Annotated in this window: 31 protein-coding genes; all 31 read left to right on the top strand. The window is 57.2% G+C overall.

What is annotated here, in order from left to right; genetic code table 11:
* Positions 1–134 precede the first annotated feature (134 nt).
* The 31 genes from ACOI6Z_RS16440 (at position 135) to ACOI6Z_RS16290 (ending at position 26337) form a co-directional block, all read left to right on the top strand.
* Entirely contained in the window at positions 135–635 is a 501-nt protein-coding gene (locus tag ACOI6Z_RS16440; RefSeq protein WP_073550125.1) for a hypothetical protein, read from the top strand.
* A 32-nt stretch (positions 636–667) separates the two neighbouring features.
* Positions 668–862, top strand: coding sequence for a hypothetical protein (locus ACOI6Z_RS16435; RefSeq protein ID WP_177945189.1), 195 nt, complete (start codon positions 668–670; stop codon positions 860–862).
* Positions 843–1403 (top strand): hypothetical protein, encoded by a 561-nt coding sequence (locus ACOI6Z_RS16430; protein WP_032742842.1) that lies wholly within the window; start codon positions 843–845, stop codon positions 1401–1403. Before ACOI6Z_RS16435 ends, ACOI6Z_RS16430 begins: the two co-directional genes overlap by 20 nt.
* 129 nt (positions 1404–1532) lie before the next feature.
* On the top strand, positions 1533–1943 hold the full coding sequence (locus ACOI6Z_RS16425; protein WP_073550123.1) for a putative holin: 411 nt from the start codon (positions 1533–1535) through the stop codon (positions 1941–1943).
* Positions 1944–1945: 2 nt separating this feature from the next.
* A complete protein-coding gene (locus ACOI6Z_RS16420) occupies positions 1946–2578 on the top strand; it encodes a transglycosylase SLT domain-containing protein (protein ID WP_073550121.1) in 633 nt (210 codons plus the stop codon).
* Positions 2565–3014: a hypothetical protein gene (locus ACOI6Z_RS16415; RefSeq protein ID WP_073550119.1), complete on the top strand. Its 450-nt coding sequence runs from the start codon at positions 2565–2567 to the stop codon at positions 3012–3014. The genes ACOI6Z_RS16420 and ACOI6Z_RS16415 overlap by 14 nt, the downstream gene beginning before the upstream one ends.
* A complete protein-coding gene (locus ACOI6Z_RS16410; RefSeq protein ID WP_419144187.1) occupies positions 2929–3132 on the top strand; it encodes a hypothetical protein in 204 nt (67 codons plus the stop codon). Before ACOI6Z_RS16415 ends, ACOI6Z_RS16410 begins: the two co-directional genes overlap by 86 nt.
* Positions 3119–3421 (top strand): DUF2730 family protein, encoded by a 303-nt coding sequence (locus ACOI6Z_RS16405; RefSeq protein ID WP_032742847.1) that lies wholly within the window; start codon positions 3119–3121, stop codon positions 3419–3421. The genes ACOI6Z_RS16410 and ACOI6Z_RS16405 overlap by 14 nt, the downstream gene beginning before the upstream one ends.
* 10 nt (positions 3422–3431) lie before the next feature.
* Positions 3432–3728, top strand: coding sequence for a hypothetical protein (locus ACOI6Z_RS16400; protein ID WP_016808585.1), 297 nt, complete (start codon positions 3432–3434; stop codon positions 3726–3728).
* Between the two features lies 1 nt (position 3729).
* Positions 3730–4278: a phage protein Gp27 family protein gene (locus tag ACOI6Z_RS16395; RefSeq protein ID WP_016808584.1), complete on the top strand. Its 549-nt coding sequence runs from the start codon at positions 3730–3732 to the stop codon at positions 4276–4278.
* Positions 4278–5960, top strand: a complete 1683-nt coding sequence (locus ACOI6Z_RS16390) for a hypothetical protein (protein WP_073550117.1) — start codon at positions 4278–4280, stop codon at positions 5958–5960. The genes ACOI6Z_RS16395 and ACOI6Z_RS16390 overlap by 1 nt, the downstream gene beginning before the upstream one ends.
* 23 nt (positions 5961–5983) lie before the next feature.
* On the top strand, positions 5984–7471 hold the full coding sequence (locus ACOI6Z_RS16385; protein ID WP_073550115.1) for a DUF935 domain-containing protein: 1488 nt from the start codon (positions 5984–5986) through the stop codon (positions 7469–7471).
* The gene (locus tag ACOI6Z_RS16380) at positions 7461–8672 is read left to right on the top strand and encodes a PBECR2 nuclease fold domain-containing protein (protein ID WP_073550113.1); all 1212 of its coding nucleotides are present in this window, start codon (positions 7461–7463) and stop codon (positions 8670–8672) included. The genes ACOI6Z_RS16385 and ACOI6Z_RS16380 overlap by 11 nt, the downstream gene beginning before the upstream one ends.
* Positions 8673–8674: 2 nt before the next feature.
* On the top strand, positions 8675–9235 hold the full coding sequence (locus ACOI6Z_RS16375; protein WP_073550111.1) for a phage virion morphogenesis protein: 561 nt from the start codon (positions 8675–8677) through the stop codon (positions 9233–9235).
* 237 nt (positions 9236–9472) lie between these two features.
* Positions 9473–10597 (top strand): hypothetical protein, encoded by a 1125-nt coding sequence (locus tag ACOI6Z_RS16370; protein WP_073550109.1) that lies wholly within the window; start codon positions 9473–9475, stop codon positions 10595–10597.
* Complete coding sequence (locus tag ACOI6Z_RS16365) at positions 10594–10968, top strand: DUF2190 family protein (RefSeq protein WP_065782785.1); 375 nt, start codon at positions 10594–10596, stop codon at positions 10966–10968. The genes ACOI6Z_RS16370 and ACOI6Z_RS16365 overlap by 4 nt, the downstream gene beginning before the upstream one ends.
* Before the next feature lie 33 nt (positions 10969–11001).
* On the top strand, positions 11002–11205 hold the full coding sequence (locus ACOI6Z_RS16360) for a hypothetical protein (RefSeq protein WP_073550107.1): 204 nt from the start codon (positions 11002–11004) through the stop codon (positions 11203–11205).
* A 56-nt stretch (positions 11206–11261) separates the two neighbouring features.
* A complete protein-coding gene (locus ACOI6Z_RS16355; protein WP_073550105.1) occupies positions 11262–12191 on the top strand; it encodes a phage capsid protein in 930 nt (309 codons plus the stop codon).
* A gap of 13 nt (positions 12192–12204) precedes the next feature.
* The gene (locus ACOI6Z_RS16350; RefSeq protein WP_016808576.1) at positions 12205–12729 is read left to right on the top strand and encodes a gp436 family protein; all 525 of its coding nucleotides are present in this window, start codon (positions 12205–12207) and stop codon (positions 12727–12729) included.
* The gene (locus tag ACOI6Z_RS16345) at positions 12726–13172 is read left to right on the top strand and encodes a phage tail terminator protein (protein WP_073550103.1); all 447 of its coding nucleotides are present in this window, start codon (positions 12726–12728) and stop codon (positions 13170–13172) included. The genes ACOI6Z_RS16350 and ACOI6Z_RS16345 overlap by 4 nt, the downstream gene beginning before the upstream one ends.
* Positions 13160–13363, top strand: coding sequence for a DUF7210 family protein (locus ACOI6Z_RS16340; RefSeq protein ID WP_025712861.1), 204 nt, complete (start codon positions 13160–13162; stop codon positions 13361–13363). The genes ACOI6Z_RS16345 and ACOI6Z_RS16340 overlap by 13 nt, the downstream gene beginning before the upstream one ends.
* Positions 13350–14102, top strand: a complete 753-nt coding sequence (locus tag ACOI6Z_RS16335; protein ID WP_073550101.1) for a hypothetical protein — start codon at positions 13350–13352, stop codon at positions 14100–14102. Before ACOI6Z_RS16340 ends, ACOI6Z_RS16335 begins: the two co-directional genes overlap by 14 nt.
* Positions 14099–14581 (top strand): DUF6631 family protein, encoded by a 483-nt coding sequence (locus tag ACOI6Z_RS16330; protein WP_073550099.1) that lies wholly within the window; start codon positions 14099–14101, stop codon positions 14579–14581. The genes ACOI6Z_RS16335 and ACOI6Z_RS16330 overlap by 4 nt, the downstream gene beginning before the upstream one ends.
* Before the next feature lie 160 nt (positions 14582–14741).
* Positions 14742–18242, top strand: a complete 3501-nt coding sequence (locus ACOI6Z_RS16325; RefSeq protein ID WP_073550097.1) for a phage tail length tape measure family protein — start codon at positions 14742–14744, stop codon at positions 18240–18242.
* On the top strand, positions 18239–19423 hold the full coding sequence (locus ACOI6Z_RS16320; protein WP_073550095.1) for a hypothetical protein: 1185 nt from the start codon (positions 18239–18241) through the stop codon (positions 19421–19423). Before ACOI6Z_RS16325 ends, ACOI6Z_RS16320 begins: the two co-directional genes overlap by 4 nt.
* Positions 19410–20225 carry a phage BR0599 family protein gene (locus ACOI6Z_RS16315; RefSeq protein WP_073550093.1) on the top strand — a complete coding sequence of 272 codons (816 nt, stop codon included), beginning with the start codon at positions 19410–19412 and terminating at the stop codon, positions 20223–20225. The genes ACOI6Z_RS16320 and ACOI6Z_RS16315 overlap by 14 nt, the downstream gene beginning before the upstream one ends.
* Before the next feature lie 12 nt (positions 20226–20237).
* Positions 20238–20471 carry a hypothetical protein gene (locus tag ACOI6Z_RS16310; RefSeq protein WP_065810896.1) on the top strand — a complete coding sequence of 78 codons (234 nt, stop codon included), beginning with the start codon at positions 20238–20240 and terminating at the stop codon, positions 20469–20471.
* Between the two features lie 10 nt (positions 20472–20481).
* On the top strand, positions 20482–20685 hold the full coding sequence (locus ACOI6Z_RS16305) for a hypothetical protein (RefSeq protein ID WP_016808567.1): 204 nt from the start codon (positions 20482–20484) through the stop codon (positions 20683–20685).
* Entirely contained in the window at positions 20686–23394 is a 2709-nt protein-coding gene (locus ACOI6Z_RS16300; RefSeq protein WP_073550091.1) for a phage tail protein, read from the top strand.
* A complete protein-coding gene (locus tag ACOI6Z_RS16295; protein WP_073550089.1) occupies positions 23391–24203 on the top strand; it encodes a hypothetical protein in 813 nt (270 codons plus the stop codon). The genes ACOI6Z_RS16300 and ACOI6Z_RS16295 overlap by 4 nt, the downstream gene beginning before the upstream one ends.
* A 1-nt stretch (position 24204) precedes the next feature.
* On the top strand, positions 24205–26337 hold the full coding sequence (locus ACOI6Z_RS16290) for an SGNH/GDSL hydrolase family protein (protein WP_073550087.1): 2133 nt from the start codon (positions 24205–24207) through the stop codon (positions 26335–26337).
* The last annotated feature ends 5 nt before the right edge of the window (positions 26338–26342 follow it).

Below are 26342 nucleotides of genomic sequence, written 5' to 3'. Positions count from 1 at the left end.
TCACAGGAATGCTCTGTGTGTTACTGGCCTGCAGGATGTTGACGCATCCCGCAGGCCGCTCTTTCTCCAGAAACGCTAACACTAAGAAAACAAGAATTAATCTGTCCGTGGACTAATAAACTCTGGGGGATTTGATGAGTAAATTTGAAGAGATTTGCGCAGCGTTTGATGAGTCACAAAAAAAATTTATTGTGTATCGCGCCCATTGTCATAAGTTCGCTCGTGATTTTGGAATGCGTTTTATCAGATACCTTGAGGTGCCTGAAGAAAACGTTGAATGGTTTAACCCTGATACTGTTGAGCCGTCCGAGGGTAGGGTCACTATACCAGGCGCTATGTATCTGGATGATGATACCTTCTGGCATTTTGGGGTGCGAATTACGGTATTTGATAAGCAAAAAAGTGATTTCAGACCACAAATTGAGATTGTTTTCATGGTGAGGAGACAATCGGATGGTGATTTCCAGGTTGCGGTTAAGCACATTGATAAAATCCATGACATTCAACCTGATAAGGATGCAAGCTATACCGTTTTTTTCAATGCATTACATAAAATAATACTGGCTCTTTACGAGGGCGATCTCGAAAATTTCCTCGCGTCCCAACAGCCTGTTAGACGTATTGGATTTATTTGACAAATCTGTAGACTTGAGAGGAGATATTAAAGATGAATGATAAATCAAAACAAAAACCATCTAATGGCAGGCCTCAAAGACCCTCCGGCCCAATAACAGAAAGCCATAAGGACAAGCGACCAACTGACTTTGGCGATATCCGTGATGGTATTGTAATATCGAACACATTCGCTCCACCGGACCCACTTCCAACAAAAGGGGATAAAAATGGAGGAAGCACAAGATAACATCACCAAAAAATGGCATCACTTGCTGTTTGATATCCGTCGTTCTGTAAGATATCACAACCGTCGTCGGGCGTTTTACGACAGGTTAGATCAAGTCAGCAATATGTTATCCGTGATGCTGGGTTCAACAGCCATTTACGGGGTACTCGAACAATCGTGGAAAACCGTGGCACTTGTTGCCCTTGGGTTGGTGACTGGTCTATCAGCTATTAATCTGGTGTTGGGGTCTTCTCAGAGGGCTCGACTTCACTTCGATCTGGCACGTCAATTTGTAGAGATCGAGAAGGCGATGATGAAAACCGAACCCTCGGAGGAAAACATTGCTGAATTCACAGATAAGCGCCTGACCATCGAAATGGATGAGCCACCGGTTCTCCGCGTGTTGGATGCGTTGTGTTATAACGAGCAGCTTCGTGCAATGAACTATCCGAAATCAGAAATGGTTAACATCGGCTGGTTCCAGCGTAAGATGGCTCCTTTTATTGACGTTCACAGCGATCAACTGAAGAAAATAGGTAATACACCTCAACAACAGAATTAACCTTCAGGAAGCCCGATATCTGTCGGGCTTTTTTCTGCCCGGGGGCAAATTACTCTGCACCCCATTCTGACACACACTATCTCCTGATCTATTTAGCCCACGGGCACATTCATCTTCAGGAGTCACCTCATGTCGTTACTTCACAAGGTCCGTCACCAGCGGCTGCGCAACTGGATCATCCTTGCCGTTGCGCTGCTGGCCGCTATTGCCGTCATTTCCCCGGAACAGCTCGGCGTCACGCTGTACAAGCTGTCGCTGGTTTCTATCGCCGCCATTCTCGGCTACCACCTTGATCGGGCACTGTTTCCCTATGCCAGCCCGGGGAGTTATCTGACTGAGAACTGGAAAACCCGAGAAGCGAAGAAGCGAAGCACCGGAAATAACAGCCATTCTGATGCCCCTCCACCACTACCTCACGGTTGCGAGGGAAGAGTGGAATTTCCGGTCTCGCACGGCTATGAGCTGATTTTTGCCGCCGTTCTGCTGCGACGGGCACTGATTGTCGCGGCGATTTGTATCGGCGTGACGATGGGGCTCTGACGATGATCCGACTCGCGCTGTCCCTCGTCCTGCTTTGCCTGCTGAGTGGTTGCCATCCGGTCTTTGCGGCCAGCATTCCGGTTGAGGCCCGGCAATACCAGCGCGAGCTGACCCGCAATGCCCGCGCTGTCTGGGGGCTCAACGCTCCGGTATCCACCTTCGCCGCCCAAATCCATCAGGAATCACAGTGGAACGCTCGCGCCCGTTCTCCGGTCGGAGCGCAGGGGCTGGCACAGTTTATGCCTGCCACCGCCAGCTGGATTGCCGGTATTTACCCCGACCAGTTGAAAAACCATCAGCCATACAACCCGTCGTGGGCCATGCGGGCGCTGGTACAGTACAACCGCTGGCACTGGCAGCGTATCCCGGGTACCGCCAGCGACTGTGACCGCATGGCTTTTGTGCTGTCGGCCTATAATGGCGGTCTGGGCTGGGTCCAGAAAGACCGGAAGCTGGCCACCAGTCGCGGGCTGGATGCCAGTCGTTACTGGAACCAGGTCGAAAAGGTGAATGCGGGCCGGAGCGCAGCCAACTTTCGCGAGAACCGGGGCTATCCCCTGAAAATCATCTACACCTGGCAACCGCGCTATCTGGCAGCGGGCTGGGGACCGGGAGAGTGCCATGACGTCGACTGAGTGGGTGAAAGTGTTCGCCCGTTATCTGTTGTGGGCAGCGCTGATACTGGGATCGGTCTGGTTTATCTGGCATCAGGGATACGAGCGCGGGGAAGCGGATGTGCGACTTGAGGTTGCGAATCAGAAGACTCAGCAGGCCGCCGACTCCCTGAATCAGTTTATCGACGGGGCCAGGCAACTGACTGCGCAGGCGAATCAGGCCAGCAGCTTACTGGCACAGCAAATTAACGCCCGCCAGCAGGCGGATGAAAAATCCACGGAGGCCATTCGTGAGGCTCTCAAAAAGAACGCTGCCAGCCGTGCTGGTTGCAGGTTTGATGCTGACGTCATGCAGGAACTCGCCGGAGCCCGTGAGAGAGCAGCAACAGCCGCTTCCTCGGGTCTTGCCCGCGAGGATGACCGTACCATGCCCTCGTCCGGTGTTTCCGGCAAGTAGCAGCATGGACGATCTCGCGGTGGCTCAGAAGCAGTTATATGACCAGTACGGCCTGTGCGCCGGTCAACTGGTTGAAGTCATCAAGTGTGCCCAGGAGGGTAACTGTGGGAATAAATGAACTGAGATTCGACTGGGCATTTTTGCAATGGGCAGTGATGGCGGTGGTCGGTGTCTATACCTGGCTGATTGGTCGCCAGTCCGCCAGTCAGAAGGAATTGCTGGAGCTGCGCACCCGCATCACCACCGTTGAGGCGCAGATTAAATCGGTGCCAACGCAGTCGCAAATCACCGAACTCATCGCAAAACTGAGCCGAACTGAAGCCCAGATGCACGGGATGCAGGAGCAGATAGCGGCCACCTATCGTCGTACTGAGAATATTGAAGCCTATCTGCTGCAGAAGAAATAACGGAGGACCCATGAACTTTGCCAGTTTTTTGCGTGAGGACCAGCGCCTCGTCATGCTGCGTTTTTTATCCGAAATGCCGAGCTACAGCTCCAACAGTTCCGTCATTTACCAGGCACTGACCCGCTATGGCCACGCCCCCAGCCGCGATCAGATTAAATCAGAGCTGCGCTGGCTTGAAGAGCAGGGTCTGGTGACAGTTGAAGATATCGGGACGGTGCTGGTTGCCCGCCTGACCGAACGCGGCGCTGATGTGGCTGCGGGTCGGGCGATTGTGCCTGGTGTGAAGCGTCCCGGCGCGGGGGGCTGATATGGGAAGAAAGTCCACGATTCACCGTCTGGAGCCTGACGTCCGCGCCCATATCGAGCGCCGTCTGCGGGAAGACCGTATGACGCTGGATGAGCTGCTGGCCGATATCCACGAGCACTTCCCGGGCGAGGATGCACCCAGCCGCAGTGCGCTGGGTCGTTATAAGCAGACGTTTGGCGAAATGGTCAGTCGCATGCGCGAGCAGGACCAGATGGCCCGCCTGCTGGTGAGTGAGCTGGGTGAGAATCCCGACGAACGCGCCGGTGCCCTGATGGTTCAGGCTGTCACCACGCTCACCACCCATGCCGCCTTTACCGCCCAACAGGAAGAAGATCCGGATATTGATACGGTGCGCCACCTTGCCCGGGCAGCAAAAGACGTCCTGCAGTCGCGTAAGGCCAGCCTCGATGAGCGCCGCGAGATTGAGCGTGCCGCCCGTGAGCGGCTGCTGCGCGAGCAGGAAGAGAATCTGAAAGAGACGGCCAGAGCGCAGGGACTCAGCGAAGACCAGGTGCAGTTCTGGCGTGAGCGCGTGCTGGGGATCAAGTGATGAAACCATTAGCGTCCACTATCCGTACCGTTGAATGGGATGAGCTTCCGGCGCGGGCCAGGGAAATCCCGTTCGGCTTCAACCCGTTTGCCGACGGCGTGCTGATGGCCCACCAGGTCGAATGCCTTAAGTATGACGTCTCTATTCTGGCTATCCCGAAAGGCCGTCGTACCGGCATCACCTTTGCCTGGGGGCTTAACTCGACCCTGATAGCCGGGGCGCAGAAAGCCGCTGGCGGCGACAACGTCTACTACATCGGTGATACCAAAGAGAAAGGGCTGGAATTCATCGGCTACGTGGCCAAGTTCGCCAGGGTCATCGCAGCACAGCAGGCACAGGACGTCTCTGCCATCGAGGAGTTTCTCTTCGAGGACCAGGACGAACAGGGCAACACCCGGATGATTGCGGCCTATCGGGTCCGCTTTGCCAGCGGGTTCCAGGTTGCTGCGCTCTCGTCCAGGCCAGCCAACATCCGTGGTCTGCAGGGCGTGGTGGTTATCGACGAAGCGGCATTCCACCAGGATGTACAGGGCGTACTGGATGCAGCGACGGCACTGCTTATCTGGGGCGGGCGTATCGTTATCATCAGTTCCCATAACGGCAAGAACAACCCGTTCTGTCAGTTCTGTAACGATATTGAAGCGGGCCGCTATGGCAATGACGCCGCCGTATTTACCGTGACCTTTGATGATGCTGTCGCCAATGGCCTGTTTGAGCGGGTCTGCGCGATGAAAGGCGAAGCGGCAACCGTCGAAGGGAAAAAGACCTGGTATAACCGCATCCGTAACGCCTATGGCCCGCGTAAAGCGGCGATGCGCGAGGAGTTGGACGCCATCCCGCGTGACGGTAACGGTATCTGTATTCCCGGTGTCTGGATCGAGCGGGCCATGCCGGAGGAACGGCCAGTCATACGTCTCGCGCTTGATGATGACTTTATCCATATGACCGAGGCAGAGCGCGCGTCATGGGGTAATGACTGGATTGACAGGGAGCTGCGCCCGGTGATGGCAGAGACTCTGAACCCGGAGCTGCGTCACGTGTTTGGTATGGACTTCGCCCGCCACCGTCACTTCTCCTCCATCGTACCGATGGCCATCATGCAGAACCTGTGTCGCGACGTTCCGTTCCTGCTGGAGCTGAACAACGTGCCCTCAGCGCTGCAGCAGCAGATTTTGTTCTGGATCATCGAGCATCTTCCCCGCCAGTCAGGCGGTGCGATGGATGCCACCGGACCGGGGATGGTACTGGCCGAGTATACCGCCGACCGCTATGGTCGCCCGCGCATCGCCGAGATTACCCTGAACCGCAAGTGGTACGGCTTCTGGATGCCGAAATTCACCGGTCTGTTTGAGGACTGCATGATCATTCTGCCACGCGATGAGAACACGGCGCAGGATCTGCGGGCAGTGGAAAATATCGATGGCGTGCCGATGGTGGCCAGTCTGGAGAAAAAAGACCTCAAAGACCCCGAACTGGTGCGTCACGGCGATACGGCGATTGCCGGTTGTCTGGCGAACTATGCCGCCCTGAATCTGGCCACTGAGATAGCATTTGAGTCCACCGGTGAGCGCGATATTTTCCGCGTGCTGTCAGGCTTCGGCGACAGCAGCAGCGCCGGTGAATTCACTGACACCGGGTTCGGTACCGTGCGTGGCATTAATGACTTTGGAGGATTCCTGTGAGTCGCAAAAAACAAAAAAGACAAATGCCATCAAAACCCTCATCCACACCGCGTCCTGAACTGGGGCGCGAGTTTGCCTCGACCGGTGACGGGCGCGATATCACCCGCCCGTGGATTGGTGCGCTGGCATTATCCGATGACAGCGTTCTGCAGCATCGCGGCGCACCTGACCTGAAGATTTACCGCGAGGTACTGAGTGACGATGAGGTCAAGTCAGCCTTCAGCCAGCGGCAGGATGCGCTGATATCCCGTGAGATTAAGGTCGAGGCCGGAGGCGAGCGCCCAGTGGATATCGAGGCGGCAGACGCCATGCGCCAGCAGATAGACGCGCTGGGCTTCGACCGCATCACCCGTCTGATGCACTATGGCGTGTTCTATGGCTATGCGGTGTCAGAGCTGATTTATGGTGTCCGGGATAATTTACTGTGGATTGACGACATTAAGGTCCGCGACCGTCGCCGCTTCCGTTTCAGCCCGAAAGGCGAACTGCGCCTGCTGACCCCACAGAACATGATGGCCGGTGAGCCCTGCGAGGGGCCGTACTTCTGGTCATTTTCCACCGGCGCAGATCATGATGATGAACCCTACGGTCTGGGGCTGGCGCACTGGCTGTACTGGCCGACGTTCTTCAAGCGCAACGATATCAAGTTCTGGCTGATTTTCCTGGACAAGTTCGGAATGCCGACCGTCGCCGGGAAACACCCCGAAGGGGCCACGCAGGAGCAGAAACGTAACCTGCTGGCGCTGACCCGGGCCATCTCTACCGACAGCGGCGTCATTATGCCCGAGGGGATGAGCGTCGAACTGATGTCTGCTGCCCGTTCCGGTGCAGCTGACTATCAGGCGATGTACAACGCGATGAATGAGGCCATCCGCCGCGTGACGGTGGGGCAGATATCCAGCTCAGGTGGTGCGGCAAAAGGTATCGGTGGTAACGAGTCCCTGCAGGACAAGGTGCTGGACTCCATCGTCAAGGCCGATGCGGATGTTATCTGCGAGTCCTGGAACCGGGGGCCGGGGAAATGGTTTACCGAGTTTAATTTCCCCGATGCCGCAGTGCCGGTGGTGTCCCGCGTCTTCGAAGAGGCGGAAGACCTGAAAGACCGGTCCGAACGTGACAAAACCATCAGCGAGAGCACCGGCTATCGCCCGACGCTGGCTTACGTCAAAGAGACCTATGGTGGCGAGTGGGAGCCGAAGCCTGAGCCGGTATCCGTTCCCCGGGGCGCTGCGCCATCGTCATTTGCGGAGCATGACCCGGACCATAACGATACCGCCACGCTGATGGCCGGTCGCCTCAACACCGAACTGCGACCGGTCATGGATGGCTGGATCAATCAGATAAAAGCGCTGGTCGACTCTGCGGAGACCGCCGACGAGCTGCGTGACGGCCTGACGGCGCTGATACCTGAGATGTCGCTTGATGACTATGCCCGTATTCTGGGCGAAGCCATGTCCGCTGCCGCCCTGGCAGGACGTAACGATCTGCTGGAGGAAATGAATGGCCGGTAACGTCAGCTATGGCTCGCTGCCGTTCAGCGAGCAGATCGCCTTCTTCCGTCGCAAGTTCAGCACGAAGACCGATGCCTGGACAGATGTCTATGGCTCCGCGCATGACAATGAGTTTATGGTTGCCGGAGCCAGCCGGGATGCCCTGCTGGCAGACCTGCGTACCGCAGTCGAGAAAAGTCTTGACGGTGGTACGCTGGAAACCTTCCGCAAGGATTTTGCGGCCATCGTTGCGCGATATGGCTGGAGTTATAACGGCGGCTTTGAGTGGCGCTCCCGCACCATTTACGAGACGAACCTGCGCAGCGCTTACATGGCCGGACGCTACCAGCAGCTGATGGACATGCGCGACACCCATCCGTACTGGGAGTATGTCCACAGCGATGCGGTGGAGCATCCCCGCCAGGAGCATCTGGGCTGGAACGGTATGGTGCTGCGGGCAGATGACCCGTGGTGGATTTACCATTTCCCGATCAATGCCTGGGGCTGTCAGTGCAGTGTGATTGCCCGCACCGAAGACGACCTGCGACGCATGGGCAAAGACGGCCCGGATACTGCGCCCCCGATTAAATTCATGGCCCGCGTGATTGGTCAGCGCAGCCCGGGTGGCCCGAGGACCGTTATTGTGCCGGAGGGGATTGACCCGGGCTTTGAGCATACCCCGGGCCGCAGCCGGTATTTCAGCGAGGTGCCCCCACCCCGGGGCAGTAACCCGGTCGGTGACGGACCATTCACGCCGGTGGCGGAATCGCCAGCCACAGCGGCACCGTTGCCAGCGCCCCGTCCGGCTCCGGTGCCTGAAGGCGATACTGATGCGGTGGACACCTTCCTGCAACTGTTTGGCGCGACCGCTGATCGCGATGCAGCGTTCCGGGACCCGACAGGCCAGCGCATTGCCATTGGCAGCGACATGTTCACATCGCCGAACGGTCAGGGCCAGATACCGCTGACACTGGCGCAGGCACTTCAGCTGGCCGAGGCTGTCCGTCACCCCGATGAAATATGGGCGCAGATTGTCTGGGAAGAACAGCAGTCGCTGGTGAGGCGCTATTACCTGGCACGCCTGCAGCAGGAAGGTGAAGCGGACCCACTGTCGGTGGTGTTCGCGACCGGGCGCGATGGCTGGGCCGGGAATATTTCAACTGATGATACGCTGCTGCAGTCCCTGCGACAGGGTATCAGCCTGTGGTCGCGGGAGGACTGACGATGTCGGGTGTGACGCTGACGTTTGATGCTCAGGATGCGCTGAACCGACTGTGGGATGCACGGACCGAAATGATGCGCCCGGCACCGCTGCTGCGTTCAATGGGAGAGCGCCTGCTGGAGTTTCACCAGCAGCGTTTCACGGAGCAGACATCGCCGGAGGGCGTACCGTGGCAGGAGCTGTCGGCCCGGTACCGGAAACATAAGCGGAAAAATGCGGACAAGGTTCTCACCCGCGACGGTTATCTGCATAACACCCTGCGCTGGCAGGTGAATGCTGATGAACTGCTGTTCGGTACGAACCGGGTCTATGGTGCCATTCACCAGTTTGGCGGGACCATCGAAATCGCCGCCCGCAGTCAGCAGGCGTATTACCGGCAGAAGAAAAACGGCAAGGTTGCCAGTCAGTTCGTCCGTAAGTCGAAATCAAACTACTCACAGTGGCACACCATTCCGGCCTACAAAATCACGATCCCCGCCAGAAAGTGGCTGGGTGTGTCGAAAGCGGAAGGGGAAACCCTTATCGATATGGCAAAAAACTACCTGCAGGGGGCGTTTAACTGATGTCGCCGTCAGACGCCCTGTAACGCGTTCTGGTGGTCGCCAGGCTACGATGACGCAATCCACGCTGGCGACCCGTATTATAATACGTTTTAATACGGTTCCCGGCCCTTTTCCTCCCCTGCGCTGGCCCTCAGTTTTACCTTCCGTCCCGTTTTATCTGTCCGTGGGCAGATTACCCCCTGAGCACGTTTCGTCATGATGTCGCCATAACCCCTGACAACCAGAATGACGACAGCCATGACGACGAGCACAGCTAAAGCGACACTTGCGGTTTTTGCCCCCGGCACCCACACCGCGATGGATGGCCGGACCATCACGTTCACCCCTGAAGACTGCATTGATCTGGCCAACAGCTACGATCCTTCAGTATCGGAAGCCCCTTTTGTCATCGGGCACCCGAGCCTGACCGCTCCGGCGTATGGCTGGGCGGAACGCCTTGAATACCGTGACGGCATCGTCTACGCCGCGCCGCGTCAGGTGAATCCGGCCTTCGCAGAAGCCTTCAACGCGGGCAGCTACAAAAAACGCTCCCTCTCTATTTATCAGCCTGACAGCCCCGGCAACCCGAAACCTGGTCATTTCTATGCCCGCCACGTGGGTTTTCTGGGGGCCGTCCCTCCTGGCGTCAAAGGGCTCCCTGATGCGCAGTTCGCAGAGGCCAGCGGCGATAACGGCCCGCTGGAGTTCGCGTTGCCGTGGGAAGCCGACAATCTGGCCAGCCTGTTTCAGTCGATTCGCGACTGGGTGATTCAGGAGACAACCATCGAGCAGGCCGATTCCATCATTCCTCAGTGGCGTATCCAGTCGATTCTGGACTCGGCCACCGATGAACGTAAGTCAATCTCACCACTGGCATATGCCGAGGAGAATAATGTGGATCCGAACCAAACGCCCACCGTTACGGCGGAGGAGCTCGCCCGGCGCGAAACAGCGCTGGCAGAGCGTGAAGAGAAACTACGCAAGGATGAAGAAGCCGCAAAACAACGCGATGCGAAGGTGCGCCGCGACGCGGTTGTCAGCTATGCAGACGGGCTGGTTAAAGCGGGATCTATCCTGCCACGCCAGAAGAATACTGTGGTTGAGGTACTGCTTTGCCTTGACTCCACACCGCTGTCTTTTGCTGATGGCGACGCCACGGTGAACAAAACTCCGGAAGAGCTGCTGCGTGATGTGCTGAGCCAGAAGCCCAAAGTGATGGACTTCAGCGAAAAAACCGGCACGGCTGATGCTCCGGTCGATTTCGCCGACGCTTCCGCGCTGGCCACTGCCGCACAGAACTATCAGGCAGAGCAGGCTAAACAGGGTCGCACCATCTCCATGACGGACGCCGTTAACCACGTGAAGAAAGGAGCCCAGCAATGAATATTCCGGGTCTGATTACCTGCCATAAGGCAGAAGTGGCACTGGCTGCGCGTCGTATGGTCACGCATGGAACGGTGCCGGACGAAATCACTCTGGCCGTCGATGGCAGCAAGCTGATTATCGGTGTCACCACCCTCGTTGCTGCCAGCGTCGGTGAACCCGCTGATGTGGTTCGCAGCCAACTGACCCCGGTCATCTATGGTGGTGATGTTGTCGCCGGTGACCCGCTGACGGCTGATGCTGACGGTCGTGCAATTCCGGCTACAGCGGGTCAGTTCTATCTCGGCTTTGCGGAGTATGACGGTGCCGAAGACGATCTCGGTTCTGTCTGGATTGCTCCAGGCAAACTTCCGGCCGCCAGTGGCGGTTGACAGCTAAACCGGCAGCAGCATCAGGAGAACACTATGTCGCGTATTGTACTGACCCTCGACCAGATACGGAGTCTTTACTCTTTTGCTGAGGGTGAAGGACAGCCCGCTTACATCATCACCGACGGAAGCATCCCGGCTTTTGAAGCTGACGATGGCTCGGTGGTTCCCGAATATACCGGCCTGATTGTTTATTCCGAATCAGAGCAAAGCGGCGTACTGCAGTTAGCTGACCAGTAACCGGCCATTTAACGTTTATGGCCGGTTTATCCGGCCCTTTTCAGGAGTTCAAGAGTATGTCCAAAGCACCGTTTCCCATTGACCCCCACCTGACGGCGATTGCCATCGGGTACCGTAACCTCTCCCTGATTGCCGACAGCGTGTTACCGCGCGTGCCGGTTGGGAAAGCAGAATTTAAATGGTGGAAGTTCGATCTCGGTCAGGGCTTCACCGTACCGACCACCACCGTCGGACGGACGTCGCAACCCAATCAGATTGAGTTTGATGCAGAGGATGAGACCTCCTCGACCAACGATTACGCCCTTGATGCACCGGTTCCGCAGTCCGATATCGACAATGCTCCGGCCAATTACGATCCACTGGGCCGTGCGACCGAGCGCGTGTCCGATATCATCATGCTCGACCGCGAAGTTCGCACCAGTAAAGAGGTGTTTAACGCGGCCAATTACCCTGTGGGTAATAAAGAAAATCTGGCTGCTGCTGACCAGTGGGACAACGACGCGAGCAAACCGATTAAGAAAATTGTCACTGCGCTCGACAAGATGATCATGCGTCCGAACGTGGCAGTACTGGGACGCTCTACGGCAACAGCCCTGCGTCAGAACCCGTCGGTCGTGAAAGCCTATAACGGCACACTGGGCGAAGATGGCCTGGTACCGCTGGACTTCCTTCGCGGCCTGCTGGAACTCGACGAAATCGTCGTCGGTTCGGCGTTCGTCAATATCGCCCGACCGGGCCAGAAGCCTGTACTGGTGCGTGCCTGGGCCAACCATGCCGCCTTTATCTACCGTAATCTGCTGGCTGATACCCAGGGTGGCGTGACCTTCGGCTTTACCGCGCAGTTTGGCTCCCGTGTCTCCGGTTCTATTCCTGATCCGGACATGGGTATGCGCGGTGGCCAGCGCGTCCGTGTCGGTGAGTCAGTGCGCGAGCTGATTGTTGCTCCAGACTGCGGCTACTTCTTCCAGAATGCCGTATCGGCATAAGCGGAGGCGAGTGATGGCCGTGACCTGGTATATCTCCCTTGCTGAACTGGCTGACCGCCCGGGCGCGGTCGAGCTGTCTCAGGTGACTCAGCTTCCGGGCAAGCCTCCGGCCCGACCGGAGCTGCTGGATGCGGTATTGCGTGGGGAAGAGACCACGTCATGGCCTCCTGCTGAAGTGGCGGTGGCCCTTGAGGTGGTGGAGCGCATTGGCGGGGCGGTGGAGGAAGCCCAGAACCTCATTGATGGTTATCTCCGTCAGCGCGGTTACACCCTGCCGCTGGTGAAGGTCCACCCAATTCTGAGCAGCTGGGGCCGCTCAGTTGTCCGCTACAAACTGCATCAGCATCGTATTTCTGATGAACGGACAGACCCTATCGTCCGTGATTACCGCGATGCAATGAAACTGATGGAGCAGCTGGCCAACGGCAAATTCAGCCTCGGCGCAACCGATACGCAGAAACCCGCTGGCGGTCCGCCGATGGTGGATGGCCCCGGTCGCACGTTCAGCATGGACTCACTGAGGGATTTCGGAAAATGAGCAGCGAACCGTTTTCCATCAGTCTGATCGTCGAGCGCCTGCACCCACTGACGCCGTCCCCGCTGAGCTTCCTTGGCACCATCGTCGAATACAGCCAGGTGACGGAGTTATCCGGTTTTGCGGTCCCCGGGGCGTATGTGCTGATGGGGCCTGAGCGCGGCGTTCCGGGGAACGGGAGTCGGGCACAGGTTGCCGAGGCGGTCTTCGGCGTGGCCGTTGCCGTGCGCAACTATGGCCAGGGTGCAGACGGTCTGACCCATGAAATCAGCCCGCTGGTAGGCCAGATACGCGACCAGCTGATTGGCTGGGTGCCCGGCAAGCTCGCGACCACCGGTATCCAGTGGCTCAAGGGCGACATTCTGGACTATGACGGCGGTACCCTGCTCTGGATGGATACCTTCCAGGTCAATCATGTTATCGGAGGCAGACGATGCCCGACGTAAAACTCCTGCAGCCGCATACCCATCAGGGTAAGCGCTTTGCAGCCGGTGAAACCATCACCGTGACCGAAGCCGAAGAAGTCTGGCTCCGGGACCATCAACTTATCGGGGTTGCCACTCCGGTCGTCAGCGACACTCAGGGCAACCGTGGCAAAAGCAAACAACAGGAGCCGGAAGACAATGGCACAGCTTGAAACCTACTACTACGGCCAGGGGAAAGTGTTTCTGGCCCGTCGTCTGGCTAACGGCAAGCCCGGTGCATTCCGCTGGGTTGGCGATGTATCGGCCTTATCGCTGGCGCTGACGGTTGAGCGTCTTAACCACAAAGAGAGTTATTCCGGACGCCGGGGCACGGTGCGCAGCTTTGTCACCAACCAGGACGGTACGCTGACGTCAACGTGGCACGATCTGGCCCCGGAGAATCTGGCCGTGGTGCTGTACGGTGAGCAGGTTGTGATCCCCGCAGGCACCATCACCGGCGAACTTCTTCCGGCAGGTATTGCGGCGGGTGAACGCTACATTCTGGACCATCAGCGCGTCAGTGACGTGGTTATCGGTACTCTGGTGGAAGGGACCGACTATGAAGTGGATTATACCTACGGGGCGATCACCTTCCTGACCGCTCAGGCAACGGCACCGTCCGTGAATTATGAGTATGCAGGTTCGGTCAACACCACACTGTTCACGCAGCAGCCGGAAGATTTTTACCTGCGTTTCGAGGGGATCAACCTTGCCGAAGGCGGTGCGGCGAAGATTCTGGAGCTTTACAAAATCTCCTTCTCCCCGGCCTCAGCGCTGGCGCTGATTCAGGGCGATACCTCGCTGGCCGGGCTGGAAACCACCTCCACCGTGCTGTACGACAATGCCCGCCCGGACGACCCGACCATCGGTCGCTTTGGCCGCGTCATTGATGTTGCGGAGCCTGTAGCATGAGCAAGCAGAAACCCGCCGATACCGAAGACGAGCTGAGCGTGCTGCTCTCGACCCGCAATATCACCATTGCGGGCCGGGGGCTGGTTATCCGCGAATACACCCTGATGGACATGCTGCAGCTGGGCGACAAGCTTGATGCGCTCACCCACAGTCTTGCAGAGGTCATGCAGACACCGTGGCCACCGCTGGAAGAGGTTGAATCCGTGCTGCGAAAGCATGCAGGAGATATCCCGGAACTCATTGCCTGTACCGTAGAACAACCTATCCCGTGGGTGGCGCTGCTGCCCGCCGGTGAGGGGCAGACTCTGATGGACTGGTGGTGGACCCAGAACCGCCGTTTTTTTATGAACGCTGTCGTCCGGCTGGAAACCATCAGGGCAACACGGGCGAAATTGTCGGCTTCGGCAGCATCTTCGCAACCCTCATCCGGGCCGGACACGACCCGGGCAGGCTCGGAACCTACACCCTCCGCCAGTTGACGCTGTATTACAGCGAAGCGCTACGGCAACACCGGCAGGCGTGCATTGACCGCGTATTTGACGTCAATGCCGCATTTGCCGGTGGCAATACCGCCACCCAGCGGGTGAATGCCCTGAAATCCTGATCGGGGCTTTTTCTTCCTTTATATACAGGTGCGTCATGGCCGATAACTCCACCCTCAATTTAATGCTGAAAATCCGCGCCGACCTCGCGGATGCCAGCCGTGCCCTGCAGGGGCTGGCCGGAGATGTGGAAGACGTTGGCTCTGCAGCAACAACCAGCTCGCAGAAACTCAGTACCACTGCCCGGGCACAGGATAGCGTCGCCGAATCAGCACGTAGCCACGCTCAGGCAGAACAGAGCGCCGCCGCCGCTGCGTCACAGACCGGCGATGCGGCCCAGCAGGCGGCGACAGATTATGCCGGTTATCAGGCAGCAATCGCCCGTACCCGGGCCGAGATGGGCTCGCTCCAGAATGGTATGGACGGCACCACGGCAGATATTGATACCCAGCGTGCTGCGCTGAGCGCCCTGGTCAACCGTATCGATCCAGTCGTCGCCGCCTATGGCCGACTGGATGACATGCAGGAGCAGCTGAGTGCATTCCGTGGCGCGGGTCTCGTTGGTGATGATGATTTCGAGCAGTATTCCTCGCGTCTGAACGAACTGCGCCTGCAGGTGGAAAAATCCGCTCATGCCGCGTCCGATGCCGGGCGCAAGGAAGCGGCTGCAGCCCGGGAAGCCGCTCAGGCTGAAGCACAGGCTGCGGCCACTAAAGAACAGTTCATCAACCGGCTGCGCGAGCAGGCCGAGACCATGAACCTGACCACCGCCGAGCTGCTGCAGTATAAAGCGGCACAGCTTGGCATTTCGGCGGAAGCTGCGCCGTTTATCCAGAAGATTACCGACCAGAACGCCGCCATGAACAAAGGTGGCATCAGCGCCGGTCAGTATGCTCAGGCCATGCGCTACCTGCCAATGCAGATAACCGACGTCGTCACCTCGCTGGCCAGCGGAATGCCGGTATGGCTCGTGGCCATTCAGCAAGGCGGGCAAATCAAGGACTCGTTTGGGGGCGTGGGCAACACCTTTAAAGCGCTTCTGAGTATCATCACCCCCGCCCGTTTAGCGATGGGAGGGCTGGCTGGTATTGTTGCTGCTGTGGGCATTGCAGCTGTTTCGGCGATGAATGACCAGGATGAATTAAACCGCTCGATCCAGAAAACCGGCAACTATGCCGGTGTGACCTCCGGCGAACTGGAGCAGATGGCGCAGCAAGGTGGCCAGTTGCGCGGTAATTACAGTCAGGTACGCGATATCCTGAATGGTCTGGTCAGTAGCGGCCGCTTTACCGGCGAAACGCTGACCTCTGTGGCCCAGGCTGCGACGTTGATGGCAGAGCTGTCCGGCGACTCGGCTGATCAGGTTGTGTCAAACTTCCTGAAGATGAGCGACAGCGCAACCACGTGGGCCGCCAACACCAACCAGCAATATCATTTTCTGGATCTGGAGACTTATCAGCGCATCCAGAGCCTGGAAGACCAGGGGAGAAAAGAAGAAGCGATAGAAGTCGCATCTCAGGCATTTAAGAAGGCAAGCGAAGAACGCCTTCGCACAATGGAGCAACAGCTCAACCGGGCTGCGAGAGCATGGAATAATGTAAAAATTGCGGCCACTGGCGCATGGGAATCGTTTAAAGATAAAGCCGGTGGTGCTCTTGGTTTGGATGTTCCGGCTGACGAACTGACAGATAAAATTAAGGAATTAGAAGCCAAAATTGCAGCTGCGGGTAGTGATACTGAGGTTGCCATGCAGCCTCGTGAATACCAGGAGTCAGTGAAGCGATACAAAGAGGATCTGGCTGTACTGAAGGAAAAGCAACAGGCTGAAGAAAAAGCCATTGCAGTCGAAGCAAAGCGCAAACAAACCGATGCCGAGAGCATTGCTGCAGCCGAGAAACTCCAGAAACTCTGGAAAGGCAACCGCTCCGAGATTGAAAAAGAAGCAGATGCGGTAGAAGAAACCCGTAAGAACTATGAAACGTTATGGAAGAGCGCCAGCGGTCGGGACATGCTCCAGTCCCGTGGCGTCACTTCCACCGACGGTAAAAACTTTTCCGGCGGTCAGTGGGATACCGACACAAAAGCGCTGGATAAATCTGGCCAGAAGGCGGAGCAGTACAACAAACAGCTGCAGCAGACGCTGAACCAGAAAAAAGCCATCACCGAGCTGGACCGCGTCGAGGCTGAAATCCGCAACGGCACGCTCTCAAGTGCGACCAAAGCACAACAGGATGAAGCCCGGGCGCTGGCCAAAAAAATTGACGCGGCCAACGCGGCCAATAAGGCGACAAAAGAAGGACAGTCGCTGGCCAAGCAGCAGGAAACCTCGAATAAAAACTTCGTCAAACAGCTTGAGGATCAGGCCGCAAAACGCACTCAGGGTGCCGCAGCGACCCGCGCCCAGGAGATTGCCACCCGCAACCTGACCGCCGAGCAACGTCGCCAGGCGGAAGCAGCCAACGCCGCCATCACCGCCCAGGAGTTTAAGGGGCAGAACCTCCAGCTGCAGCTGGAATACATGCGCGATACCGGCGACACCGCTGGCGCATCAATGCTCGAGCTACAGAATCGCGTATCTGACCTGCGCCGCGAGTTTGAAGCCAGCGGCAACACCGAAGGTCTGAACTGGCTCGATAAGCTGCTGCCGGTCGCTGAAACCAAAATCCGCGTCGATGACCTCAAAAAGCAGCTCGACGACCTGTTCACCTGGCAGTCCCAGCAGGAAACCAGCATTCAGGCGCAGGTTCAGGGTGGTCTGCTTAATGAGATTCAGGGGCGGCAGCGCCTCGTTCAGCTTCACCAGGAAGTTGGCGACAAAATCAAGGGCTACCTCCCGCAGCTGAAAGAGATGGCCACCGCCCCCGGTGAAGCCGGTGACAAAATCCGGGAGATGATCCGCCAACTTGAAGAAGAACTCGGCAAGCTAAATCAGGCGGGTAATGAGCTGACTCAGGCATTCCGCGACGGTCTGCAGAGCGGTATCGAAAGCTCTCTGATGGGGCTGGCCAAAGGCACCATGAACCTGCGTGATGCGGTGAAAAACCTCGCCCTCACCATCATTAACAGCATGGCACAGCTGGCGGCACAGCAGCTGGCGCAGATGGCGACGTCCAGCCTGATGGGAGCTTCAGGTGGTATGGGCGGACTGATGGCCAGCGTCTTTGCCGCCGATGGCGGTCAGGTTCGCGGTCCGGGCAGCACCACGTCCGACTCCATTCCGGCGATGCTCTCCGACCAGGAGTTTGTGACCCGCGCCGCTGTGGTTCAGCAGCCTGGTGCGCTGGACTTTCTGCACGCCTTTAACCGCCACGGTATGGCTGCGGTTGAAGGCTGGCTCCCGCGCGTTCGTCATGCCACCGGTGGTCTGGCGGGCATCCCCGCGCAGAATATGCCGGTCCCGACCTCCGTGCCTGAAACCGCGATGGCCACACCCGCCGCTGCGTCGCAGCAGCCCATCAGCCTGCAGCAGCAACTGGTGCTGGACCCGTCCGAGGTTTATACCGCCGGAGCGCAGACGCTGGCTGGCCAGCGCCAGTTCACCACGTCGCTCAAGGCGCAGGTGCCGACCCTGAAACAATGGCTGGGGCTGAATAAATGACAACGATATTTCCCTGGCTGGCAGATCCCGACTGGTCCCGTGGCGTGACTGAGACACTGGAGTGGAAGACCGAGGTACTGCAGTCGCCAACCGGTGCTGAGCAGCGGATTTCCCGTCGACTTTCACCGCGCCGGACGTTTGAGTTCACGGTAATGCTGTATGACACCGCCCGCCAGCGCTTCGAGCATATGCTCTGGCAGGGCTGCGCAGGTACCTGGGCCATGCCGGTTTATCCGGATGTTTACGCGCTGCCGGCAGCGGTGTCCAGTGGCGCGACCGCGCTCTCCATTCCGACCGCCGGGCGTGACTTTACCGTCGGCGGAACGGTGTTGCTGAAAACCGATGAGTCCTCTGATGCAACCAGCCGGATGGCCACCATTGCCGGTATAACCGGGGATACCCTGCAGCTGGGCTCTCCGCTGACCGACAGCTGGCCTGCGGGCTCGCTGGTTTATCCGGTACGCCCGGCAGTGCTGACGGAGCCGCCGTCGCTGTCACGTATCACCGATACCGCGACGACCGCGCAGGTGCGCTTCCGCATCGCAGAGCACAATGCCTTCAGCGATGCGCCGGTGCTCACACAGTACCGTGGCCACCCGGTGCTCGAGTCCGAAACCGACTGGGGTGAATCGGTCAGCGGGAGCTATCAGCCTCTGATCCGTGAGCTGGATAACGGCAGTAGCATGCCTCTTCGCATTGATACTGCAGGTCGTCCGTTCTGGCGGCAGACGCACAACTGGTTCACCACCAATCGTCCGGCACAGACTTCCCTGCGTCAGCTTCTGTGGTACCTACGGGGGCGTCAGCGCCCGATATGGGTGCCGGGGCAGACACTGGACTTTTCCCCGACGTCCGCCATCAGCGGCAATGCTGTTGATGTTGTCGAGGCAGGCTTTACTGAACTGGGCATCCGCCCGGGTCGCCGCGATATCTGCATTCTGCTAACGGATGGCTCCCGGCATTATCGCCGCATCACCGCAGTCAGTCTGGTCAGCGGTGCGGAGCGTCTTGCACTTGACGGCGACGCCATTTCAGCAGGCCAGCACCAGATTGTTTCCATTTCCCTGATGACCCTGGCTCGCCAGGACGCCGACAGCGTGTCCTGGGAGCATGCGACCGACGCCGACGGCGTGGCCCGGATTGCCACCACTTTTACCGGAGTACGTGATGAGCTGGAGTGAGTTTGAATATTCCGTGGCCGATGGCCAGCCGCTGACGCTGTATGAGTTCCGGCTGGGCGACAGCCTGTTCTGGCGTTATAGCAACGCCGACAAAGATATCGACTTTGCCGGTCAGGTCTGGGAGGCACAGGCCATCAGCAACAGCGGCCTCAGTTCCGGCAGCGGTGACGGAATGGATATCACTGTTCCGGCCAGTAATCCGGTGGCGCTACTGTTTCGTGCCACACCACCCTCGCGCACCGTCAGGGTGCGGGTCATACGCTGGCACGCGACGGATTCCTCCGGCGAGTTTCGCGTCGTCTGGATCGGGGAGATCAGCAGCGTCAAACGTGAGCAGATTGAATCCTGCAAGCTGATCACCATCAGCCTGGCCAGCACGTTTACACGGGTCGGACTCCGTCTCACCTGGGGGCGTCAGTGCCCGTATGCGCTGTACGACCATAACTGCCGTGTTGATCCTCTCCGATTTGCGGTCAGCGGTGTGGTGGTCACCGCCCTTGATGGCTCCTCCATTACCGCAAGCCTGCCAGCCGGGCTGGCCAGTGACTGGTTCTCGGGCGGTTACATTGAGTTTGACCGCAGTGGCTATACCGAGCGGCGCGGCCTGCGTGCGCAGAACGGAAACACGCTGCATCTGTTTGGCGGCACAGCCGGTCTGCAGGTCGGGCAGTCCGTCACGCTGTACCCGGGTTGCGACCGCACGATCGCAACCTGTGACAGCAAGTTTTCCAACCATCTCAACTACGGTGGCCAGCCGCATATGCCGGGTAAGTCGCCGTATACCATCATCAAACTGTTTTAGGAGGGATATGCCATGTGGTGGGTTGTAGCGAAATATGTGGCGATTCTGGTCGCATCGTATGTCCTCAACACGGCCTTAGCACCCAAGCAAAAAAACTCCACGCCGGAAGCGGCCACCGAGGACGACTGGAACATGCCCATGCCCGATGAGGGCACACCGCAGTGCGTCTTCTTTGGTGACTGCTGGACGGCGGACTGGTTCGTGCTCGGGTACGGCAATTATCGCTATCAGGCCATCAAAAAATAACGGAGGCGCTATGTGGATCACGATGGAACATATTCGCGCAGGTGGCGGCTGTGCATGGGGGCTGCGGACCTTCTTTTCCCGCTATAACCTCGACCTGCAGGCGTTCATCCGTGACGGCGGGATTGATTCAGACCAGCTGGCCGGAACCGGCGACGCGCTGGCGATTCAGATCGTCGAACTGGCGCAACAGACTCAGAAAGAAGCGGGAGCATAAATGGGCGGTAAAGGTTCAAAAAAAGTCACCGTTGGCTATCGCTATTCCTGGGATGTACAGGCGGGGCTGGGGCGCGGTCCGGTTAACGAAATTGTGTCGATCATGGCCGATAAAAAGACGGTCTTTGCCGGTACGCCGGGGCAGATTTCATCCAGCACCTCGGTGTACATCGACAAACCCGGTTTGTTCGGCGGCGATGATACCGGTGGTGAGGGTGGCATACAGGGTCAACTGGATATCATGATGGGCGAACCGGATCAGGTGCCACCGGCATCGCTCCTGAAGTTGCTGACGGGGTTAGTGCCGGGGTTCCGTGGCGTGGTGACCACCTTCTTCAGTGGCCTGGTCAGTTGCTACAGCGCCAGCCCCAAACCGTGGTTATACCGGGTTCGCCGTACAACAAAAGGCTGGGACGGTGATGTCTGGTACCCTGAGAAAGCCACCATCATGCTGGAGAACAGCGAGGCACAGCTTGATGATGAAGCTGATCTCCTTTCGGAGCAGCTCGCCAACCTCCGGGCCATTCATGCCATGAACCCGGCCCACATCCTTGTGGAATGTGCCACTAACCGCGACTGGGGACGCCAGCTGACGCTCGCAGATGATCTGAACCTCGATAGCTACCGTGTCGCCGCCGACACACTGTTTGATGAAGGTTTTGGCCTGTGCTTTCGCTACAACCGCCAAGATGGCCTGGACACGTTTGTGCAGCAGATCCTCGACCACGTGGGCGCGGTGCAGTATGCCGACCTCGAAACCGGCAAACTGACCCTGAAGCTGCTGCGCGGGGATTACCGTGTCGATGACCTGCCGCTCTTCACTTACGATAACGGCATTATCGCCGTTCAGGATGACGACAGCGCCAGCACCACGTCGAATCCGAATGAGATTGTCGTGACCTGGAATGACCCCGTTACAAATGCTGATGGCGAGGTCCGGGCGCAGAACCTCGGGGCGATACAGAATACCGGACTCAACAGCAGTTCGGTCGAGTACAAAGCGATCCCCACACATTCACTTGCCGCCCGCGTAGCCCAGCGAGACCTGGAGACGGCCCAGTCAGAACTGACCCGCCTGGTCATCCAGTTTGACCGGCGCGGGGGTATTCTGCGCCCGGGTGATGTTTTTCGCGTCCGGTTGCCCGACCGCAATATCGACAATATGGTGCTGCGCGTGGGGAAAATAGAGGAAGGCGACACCGGCGTCCTGACGCTGACTGTGGTTCAGGATGTTTTTGGCCTCCCATCCACCTCTTACAGCTCCGGGCAACAGGACAGCGGCTGGACACCGCCGGATAAATCCGCCCGACCTGTCACCATTCAGCGGCTGATTGAGCTGCCTTATGCTGTTCTGGCCGGGACCGTCAGCGAGGCTGAGCTGAACTATCTGAAACCTGAATCCGGCTATCCTGGCGTGATGGCCATCGCACCAACCTCACTCAGCATCAACTATCAACTGCAGACCCGCGCAGCGGGAGCCACGTTCGCCGACCGTGGCCAGGGTGACTGGACGCCATCAGGAACGCTGACGGCTCCCGTCGGGCGACTCGATACCGTCCTGCATGTCAACATGGCCATCTTCCCGACCGTTGGTGATGGTTTGATGGTTAATGATGAAATCATGCGTGTGGACGCGGTCGATATTCCTGCTGGCACCCTCGCGGTCGGGCGTGGTTGCATGGACTCCCTGCCGTCAGGGCATTTTGCAGGGGACCGCTGCTGGGCGTATCAGGATGCGCTGGACTCGGACGGGCTGGAATACCTGTCCGGTGAAACGGTTGAGGCTCGTTTGCTCACCCGGACCAGCACGGAGACGCTGGGGGAATCAGCTGCTCCGGTGGCGGCGCTGACCATAACCGGGCGTCAGGCCCGACCGTATTTGCCCGGGAATATCCGTGTGAATGGCGTGCTGTATCCCGATGTGGCGGCCAGCGCAGATAACTTTACTCTGGCATTCTCTCATCGTGATCGCCTGCTGCAGGCCGACCGCCTGATTGACTGTACCGAAAACAGCATCGGCCCCGAACCCGGAACAGAGTATGTGGTGAAACTGATTGCTCAGAGCACCGGGAGCGAGGTCTGGTCGTTGGCCACCAGTGACGCCAGCATCCCGATCCCCTATGTCACCGGTGATGATGATGCTGATGTGCATACTCTGACGCTGCAGAGCCGCCGTGATGGACTGATGTCGCTTTATACATTCGGGACGGGACTGCCTTCAGGTCGTTATAAGGCGTTCCCGCTCACCGTCACCCTGTCCCTGACTATTGTTGATGGTAGCGACTGGGCCACGGTAACGCCGGAAGATACCACTTCTGGTGCAGTGCCAGAGCTGCACGCTATTGCTGATGCTGCCGGAGTCACGGCCTGGTATCCACCCGACCTGTTGGCCAGCAGTCTTTCCATTCCAGGCGATGATATTGAATGGCCAGCCGGTACCTGGCCAACGTCGCCGTGGTCGTTCGGCCCCCATCCGGTGCTGGCCATCGCGCAGTGGACTGAAACCAGCGGGCCACTGACCGTGCTGGCGCTGGAAGGAGATGCCTCTGCGCTGCTGCTGGATTCCGTAACCGGGTCAGCCGCAGCTATCGAATGGGATGCCGGTATTTATCTCGCAGAAACGGATATCACTATTTTCACGGCAGGCGGTCCCGTTTTGAACGAGGGCATAATTTCCCTGGAACTGACTGAACGGAGTATCGGGCCATGAGGGAAAACTATTATTATGGTCAGGGTAAGGTGTTCCTGGCACCCAGAGATAATAAACGCGCATTCCGTTGGGTCGGCGATGTTTCATCATTGAAAATAGCGTTTTCGTATGAGCAACAAATAACAAAAGCATCACGTGGCGGACAGCTCTATCAGAATCAGCGAATCATTACCGGAGCCAGCGGCTCTATCAGTTCAACCTGGCATAATTTCTCGGTTGAAAATCTGGCGCTGTTATTGGGTGCTCAACCGGTGGATGAACCGTTTTCATTTAATGAGCAGTTCGCCGTACCTGATGGAGTGGTTAAAGGGGATATTATCGCGCTGCCCCATACCACGGTTTTTAACGTCAATATTAATGGGCTGGAACGTAATTCCGATTATGTTGTTGACCGCCAGTTCGGCACGATTGAGTTTCTGGTGTCCCCTGAATCGACAGGTCTTGTTGTTGCTTACGAGCACCTGTTTAACCAGTGGTTACCGTTTTTCTCAGCGAAAACGCAGGAGTTTTATTTGCGTTTTCAGGGAGTGAATATTGCTGAGGATTCAGATCCTGTACTGCTGGAACTGTACAGAGTTTCTGTTGATCCCCTGGCGACATTAGAAATGATTAGTAGCGGCACGGACATCGCAGTCATGGATATGACCTCGCTGATCCTTCCTGATTTTAATCAGCAGACAGGAGAGGCTTTCAGCTATTTCGGGCGGATGCAGGTTGTTGCTCCGCAGTCACCGCAACCACCGCAAATCGCCCTGACTTATGATGGTCGGGCCAATTATGACGGGCAATATCAATACCGAGGTAAGTAGTATGTCAAATCTGCAGGAAACTCCTGTCTGGGTAAGTGGTATCTACCAGCTTACTGAAGAGACCCCGGTACTCGGTAAGCAGGATGATGTCCCGGGGGATGGCCCGGCAAATCTTCAGGCGCAACAGCTTGCTAATCGTACCCAATATTTAAAAGCAATGATGGAATCTATTGCTGACTGGAAAGAGTATACATTTTATAAAACAGAATCTGATCCTGATGGCACTATTGCAGGGGTTCAGGGGACTGAGAGCGGAAAGGTTTTCCGGGTTGCTCAGGGTATTGCTGAAGTTATTTCATTCAAATATTACCTGAACGATTCAGGCACTCCAAGGTTAATTGCATGGTTGATTGGACAGGGCTCTATTTCCAACAACATTCGCATTTACTCTTCTGATATTAAAGCGAAGCAAGATGTAGATGCAGGAAATATCCTTGCCGGTGCTTATTGCTGGATTGTTAGTTCTTCTGATTCCATTCTTGCAGATGAGTTTATTAACGACGCAGGGGCATTGCAGCCCACTGGACGAAAAATTCCAACACATGAAGCTATTGAGGCAATTCGTGAACTTATCAAAAAATTGTCTACCATCGCCTTGGTTGATGACAATTTTTTCCCTTTTTTCGTGGATGGGACAGGAAATGTACCTGTGTACTGGGATAATGGTTTCGCTGTTTCCCGCATTGCCACATCGTTGTATCAGATGATTTATGCTGATGTTCACGCACGCCTGGGGGATGCACTGAATAAGCAGGTAACAGGGGTTTCCCCAGGTTTTTTCCCGTTATTCACTGACAGCGCCGGTAATGTTCCTGTGTACTGGGATGGCGGACTGTGCGCATCAGCAATATCAACAGGGCTGCTGGAAAAAATATGGGCTTACATCAATACAATTATTGCTGATGCCCTGAATTTAAAAGTTACGGGTATCTCGCCTGGATTTGTCCCTGGGATGACTGACGGTGCAGGGAATGTGCTGTTCTGGTTCCAGAATGGTGAGCTGGATGCAGGCGGTATTGGTCCAAACATTGGCGGATCGCTAGCCAGATTGTACCAGCGCCGGATGTATACCGCCGCTTATAGCATTCCGCTACATACTGACGGTCGAACCCTTTGGCGCTGGAAAGCGAAGAAAGCACAGCTCAAAGCAGGCCTGGCAGTCCGTCCACACTTCATGCTGACGGGGGACAGCTGGACGCAAAATAACGAACTTGCAACCGCTATTGCGGGAATACTGCACGCGGATTACGGCGATGCTGGTTTAGGCTGGCGTACCGTTAACTATGGTGCCGCGCGGGACGGTTCAAATATTTTCCGCTCCGCCGGGTGGGACCTGTACGACTCGTCACCGACCAGCGGAGCGCCGCTTTATGGCTGCGGTATTGATGGGCAAACCATTAATACGACGACAAACACCGCCTATTTCAATGTGACTAACGTGCGCTGTACTGATTGCCGGATTTACTATCAGGACCTGAACGGCAAGTTTCAGTACGGTTACGACGTTGGCGGCGTCACGCAGTGGACTGAAGTTATCTGCGGGAATTCCGGCACGACCAAATCAGTGCTGCTGACGGGAATGCCGGATGAGGTCCGAACTATCTATGTTAAAACCGATGGCAACGCCGGACGTGTTGCTATCCACGGATTCTATCTCTGGCGCAGTGGCGTGGCAGGCTGTGTGATGAGCAAAGCGGGTAATGCGGGGATTCTGGCGGACCAGTTCCTGTTGTTCTCAGACAAAATAGCGGAGTACCTGAGCACAATGCAGCCAGACGTCATTTGCATCGTGATCGGGAATAACGATTACCGAATTTCAGAATCGACAGCCACATTCCGTACTGCTCTGCAAACCTATATGGCTTCTTGTCGCTCAGTATTGCCGGACGTCGGCTTTATTCTGATGGCACCACCGCGAACAAACGGGACGGCAGTCACTCCCCTTGTGGATTTCCGCGACGTGATGTTCGACCTCTCGCAGACACTGAATGTTGAGTTCTTCAGTATTTACGACCTGTTTGATACCTGGACTGAGATGAACAGCCTGGGCTGTTTTGTTGACAATCTGCACCCCAGTGCTACAGGCAGCAACCTGATCGCATCCACTTTGAATACCGCACAGATTAAAGGCTGAATGAA

The organism is Klebsiella sp. C239 (genome assembly GCF_048822715.1).
GTDB classification, from domain to species: Bacteria; Pseudomonadota; Gammaproteobacteria; order Enterobacterales; family Enterobacteriaceae; genus Klebsiella; species Klebsiella quasipneumoniae.
Note: the sequence above shows the minus strand (reverse complement) of the source record. Positions and strands in the feature narration are given on the sequence as shown.

Coding starts and splice junctions, on each gene's coding strand:
- ACOI6Z_RS16440 (WP_073550125.1), top strand. CDS start 135: ATGAGTAAATTTGAAGAGATTTGCGCAGCGTTTGATGAGTCACAAAAA.
- ACOI6Z_RS16435 (WP_177945189.1), top strand. CDS start 668: ATGAATGATAAATCAAAACAAAAACCATCTAATGGCAGGCCTCAAAGA.
- ACOI6Z_RS16430 (WP_032742842.1), top strand. CDS start 843: ATGGAGGAAGCACAAGATAACATCACCAAAAAATGGCATCACTTGCTG.
- ACOI6Z_RS16425 (WP_073550123.1), top strand. CDS start 1,533: ATGTCGTTACTTCACAAGGTCCGTCACCAGCGGCTGCGCAACTGGATC.
- ACOI6Z_RS16420 (WP_073550121.1), top strand. CDS start 1,946: ATGATCCGACTCGCGCTGTCCCTCGTCCTGCTTTGCCTGCTGAGTGGT.
- ACOI6Z_RS16415 (WP_073550119.1), top strand. CDS start 2,565: ATGACGTCGACTGAGTGGGTGAAAGTGTTCGCCCGTTATCTGTTGTGG.
- ACOI6Z_RS16400 (WP_016808585.1), top strand. CDS start 3,432: ATGAACTTTGCCAGTTTTTTGCGTGAGGACCAGCGCCTCGTCATGCTG.
- ACOI6Z_RS16395 (WP_016808584.1), top strand. CDS start 3,730: ATGGGAAGAAAGTCCACGATTCACCGTCTGGAGCCTGACGTCCGCGCC.
- ACOI6Z_RS16390 (WP_073550117.1), top strand. CDS start 4,278: ATGAAACCATTAGCGTCCACTATCCGTACCGTTGAATGGGATGAGCTT.
- ACOI6Z_RS16385 (WP_073550115.1), top strand. CDS start 5,984: ATGCCATCAAAACCCTCATCCACACCGCGTCCTGAACTGGGGCGCGAG.
- ACOI6Z_RS16380 (WP_073550113.1), top strand. CDS start 7,461: ATGGCCGGTAACGTCAGCTATGGCTCGCTGCCGTTCAGCGAGCAGATC.
- ACOI6Z_RS16375 (WP_073550111.1), top strand. CDS start 8,675: ATGTCGGGTGTGACGCTGACGTTTGATGCTCAGGATGCGCTGAACCGA.
- ACOI6Z_RS16370 (WP_073550109.1), top strand. CDS start 9,473: ATGACGACGAGCACAGCTAAAGCGACACTTGCGGTTTTTGCCCCCGGC.
- ACOI6Z_RS16365 (WP_065782785.1), top strand. CDS start 10,594: ATGAATATTCCGGGTCTGATTACCTGCCATAAGGCAGAAGTGGCACTG.
- ACOI6Z_RS16360 (WP_073550107.1), top strand. CDS start 11,002: ATGTCGCGTATTGTACTGACCCTCGACCAGATACGGAGTCTTTACTCT.
- ACOI6Z_RS16355 (WP_073550105.1), top strand. CDS start 11,262: ATGTCCAAAGCACCGTTTCCCATTGACCCCCACCTGACGGCGATTGCC.
- ACOI6Z_RS16350 (WP_016808576.1), top strand. CDS start 12,205: ATGGCCGTGACCTGGTATATCTCCCTTGCTGAACTGGCTGACCGCCCG.
- ACOI6Z_RS16345 (WP_073550103.1), top strand. CDS start 12,726: ATGAGCAGCGAACCGTTTTCCATCAGTCTGATCGTCGAGCGCCTGCAC.
- ACOI6Z_RS16340 (WP_025712861.1), top strand. CDS start 13,160: ATGCCCGACGTAAAACTCCTGCAGCCGCATACCCATCAGGGTAAGCGC.
- ACOI6Z_RS16335 (WP_073550101.1), top strand. CDS start 13,350: ATGGCACAGCTTGAAACCTACTACTACGGCCAGGGGAAAGTGTTTCTG.
- ACOI6Z_RS16330 (WP_073550099.1), top strand. CDS start 14,099: ATGAGCAAGCAGAAACCCGCCGATACCGAAGACGAGCTGAGCGTGCTG.
- ACOI6Z_RS16325 (WP_073550097.1), top strand. CDS start 14,742: ATGGCCGATAACTCCACCCTCAATTTAATGCTGAAAATCCGCGCCGAC.
- ACOI6Z_RS16320 (WP_073550095.1), top strand. CDS start 18,239: ATGACAACGATATTTCCCTGGCTGGCAGATCCCGACTGGTCCCGTGGC.
- ACOI6Z_RS16315 (WP_073550093.1), top strand. CDS start 19,410: ATGAGCTGGAGTGAGTTTGAATATTCCGTGGCCGATGGCCAGCCGCTG.
- ACOI6Z_RS16310 (WP_065810896.1), top strand. CDS start 20,238: ATGTGGTGGGTTGTAGCGAAATATGTGGCGATTCTGGTCGCATCGTAT.
- ACOI6Z_RS16305 (WP_016808567.1), top strand. CDS start 20,482: ATGTGGATCACGATGGAACATATTCGCGCAGGTGGCGGCTGTGCATGG.
- ACOI6Z_RS16300 (WP_073550091.1), top strand. CDS start 20,686: ATGGGCGGTAAAGGTTCAAAAAAAGTCACCGTTGGCTATCGCTATTCC.
- ACOI6Z_RS16295 (WP_073550089.1), top strand. CDS start 23,391: ATGAGGGAAAACTATTATTATGGTCAGGGTAAGGTGTTCCTGGCACCC.
- ACOI6Z_RS16290 (WP_073550087.1), top strand. CDS start 24,205: ATGTCAAATCTGCAGGAAACTCCTGTCTGGGTAAGTGGTATCTACCAG.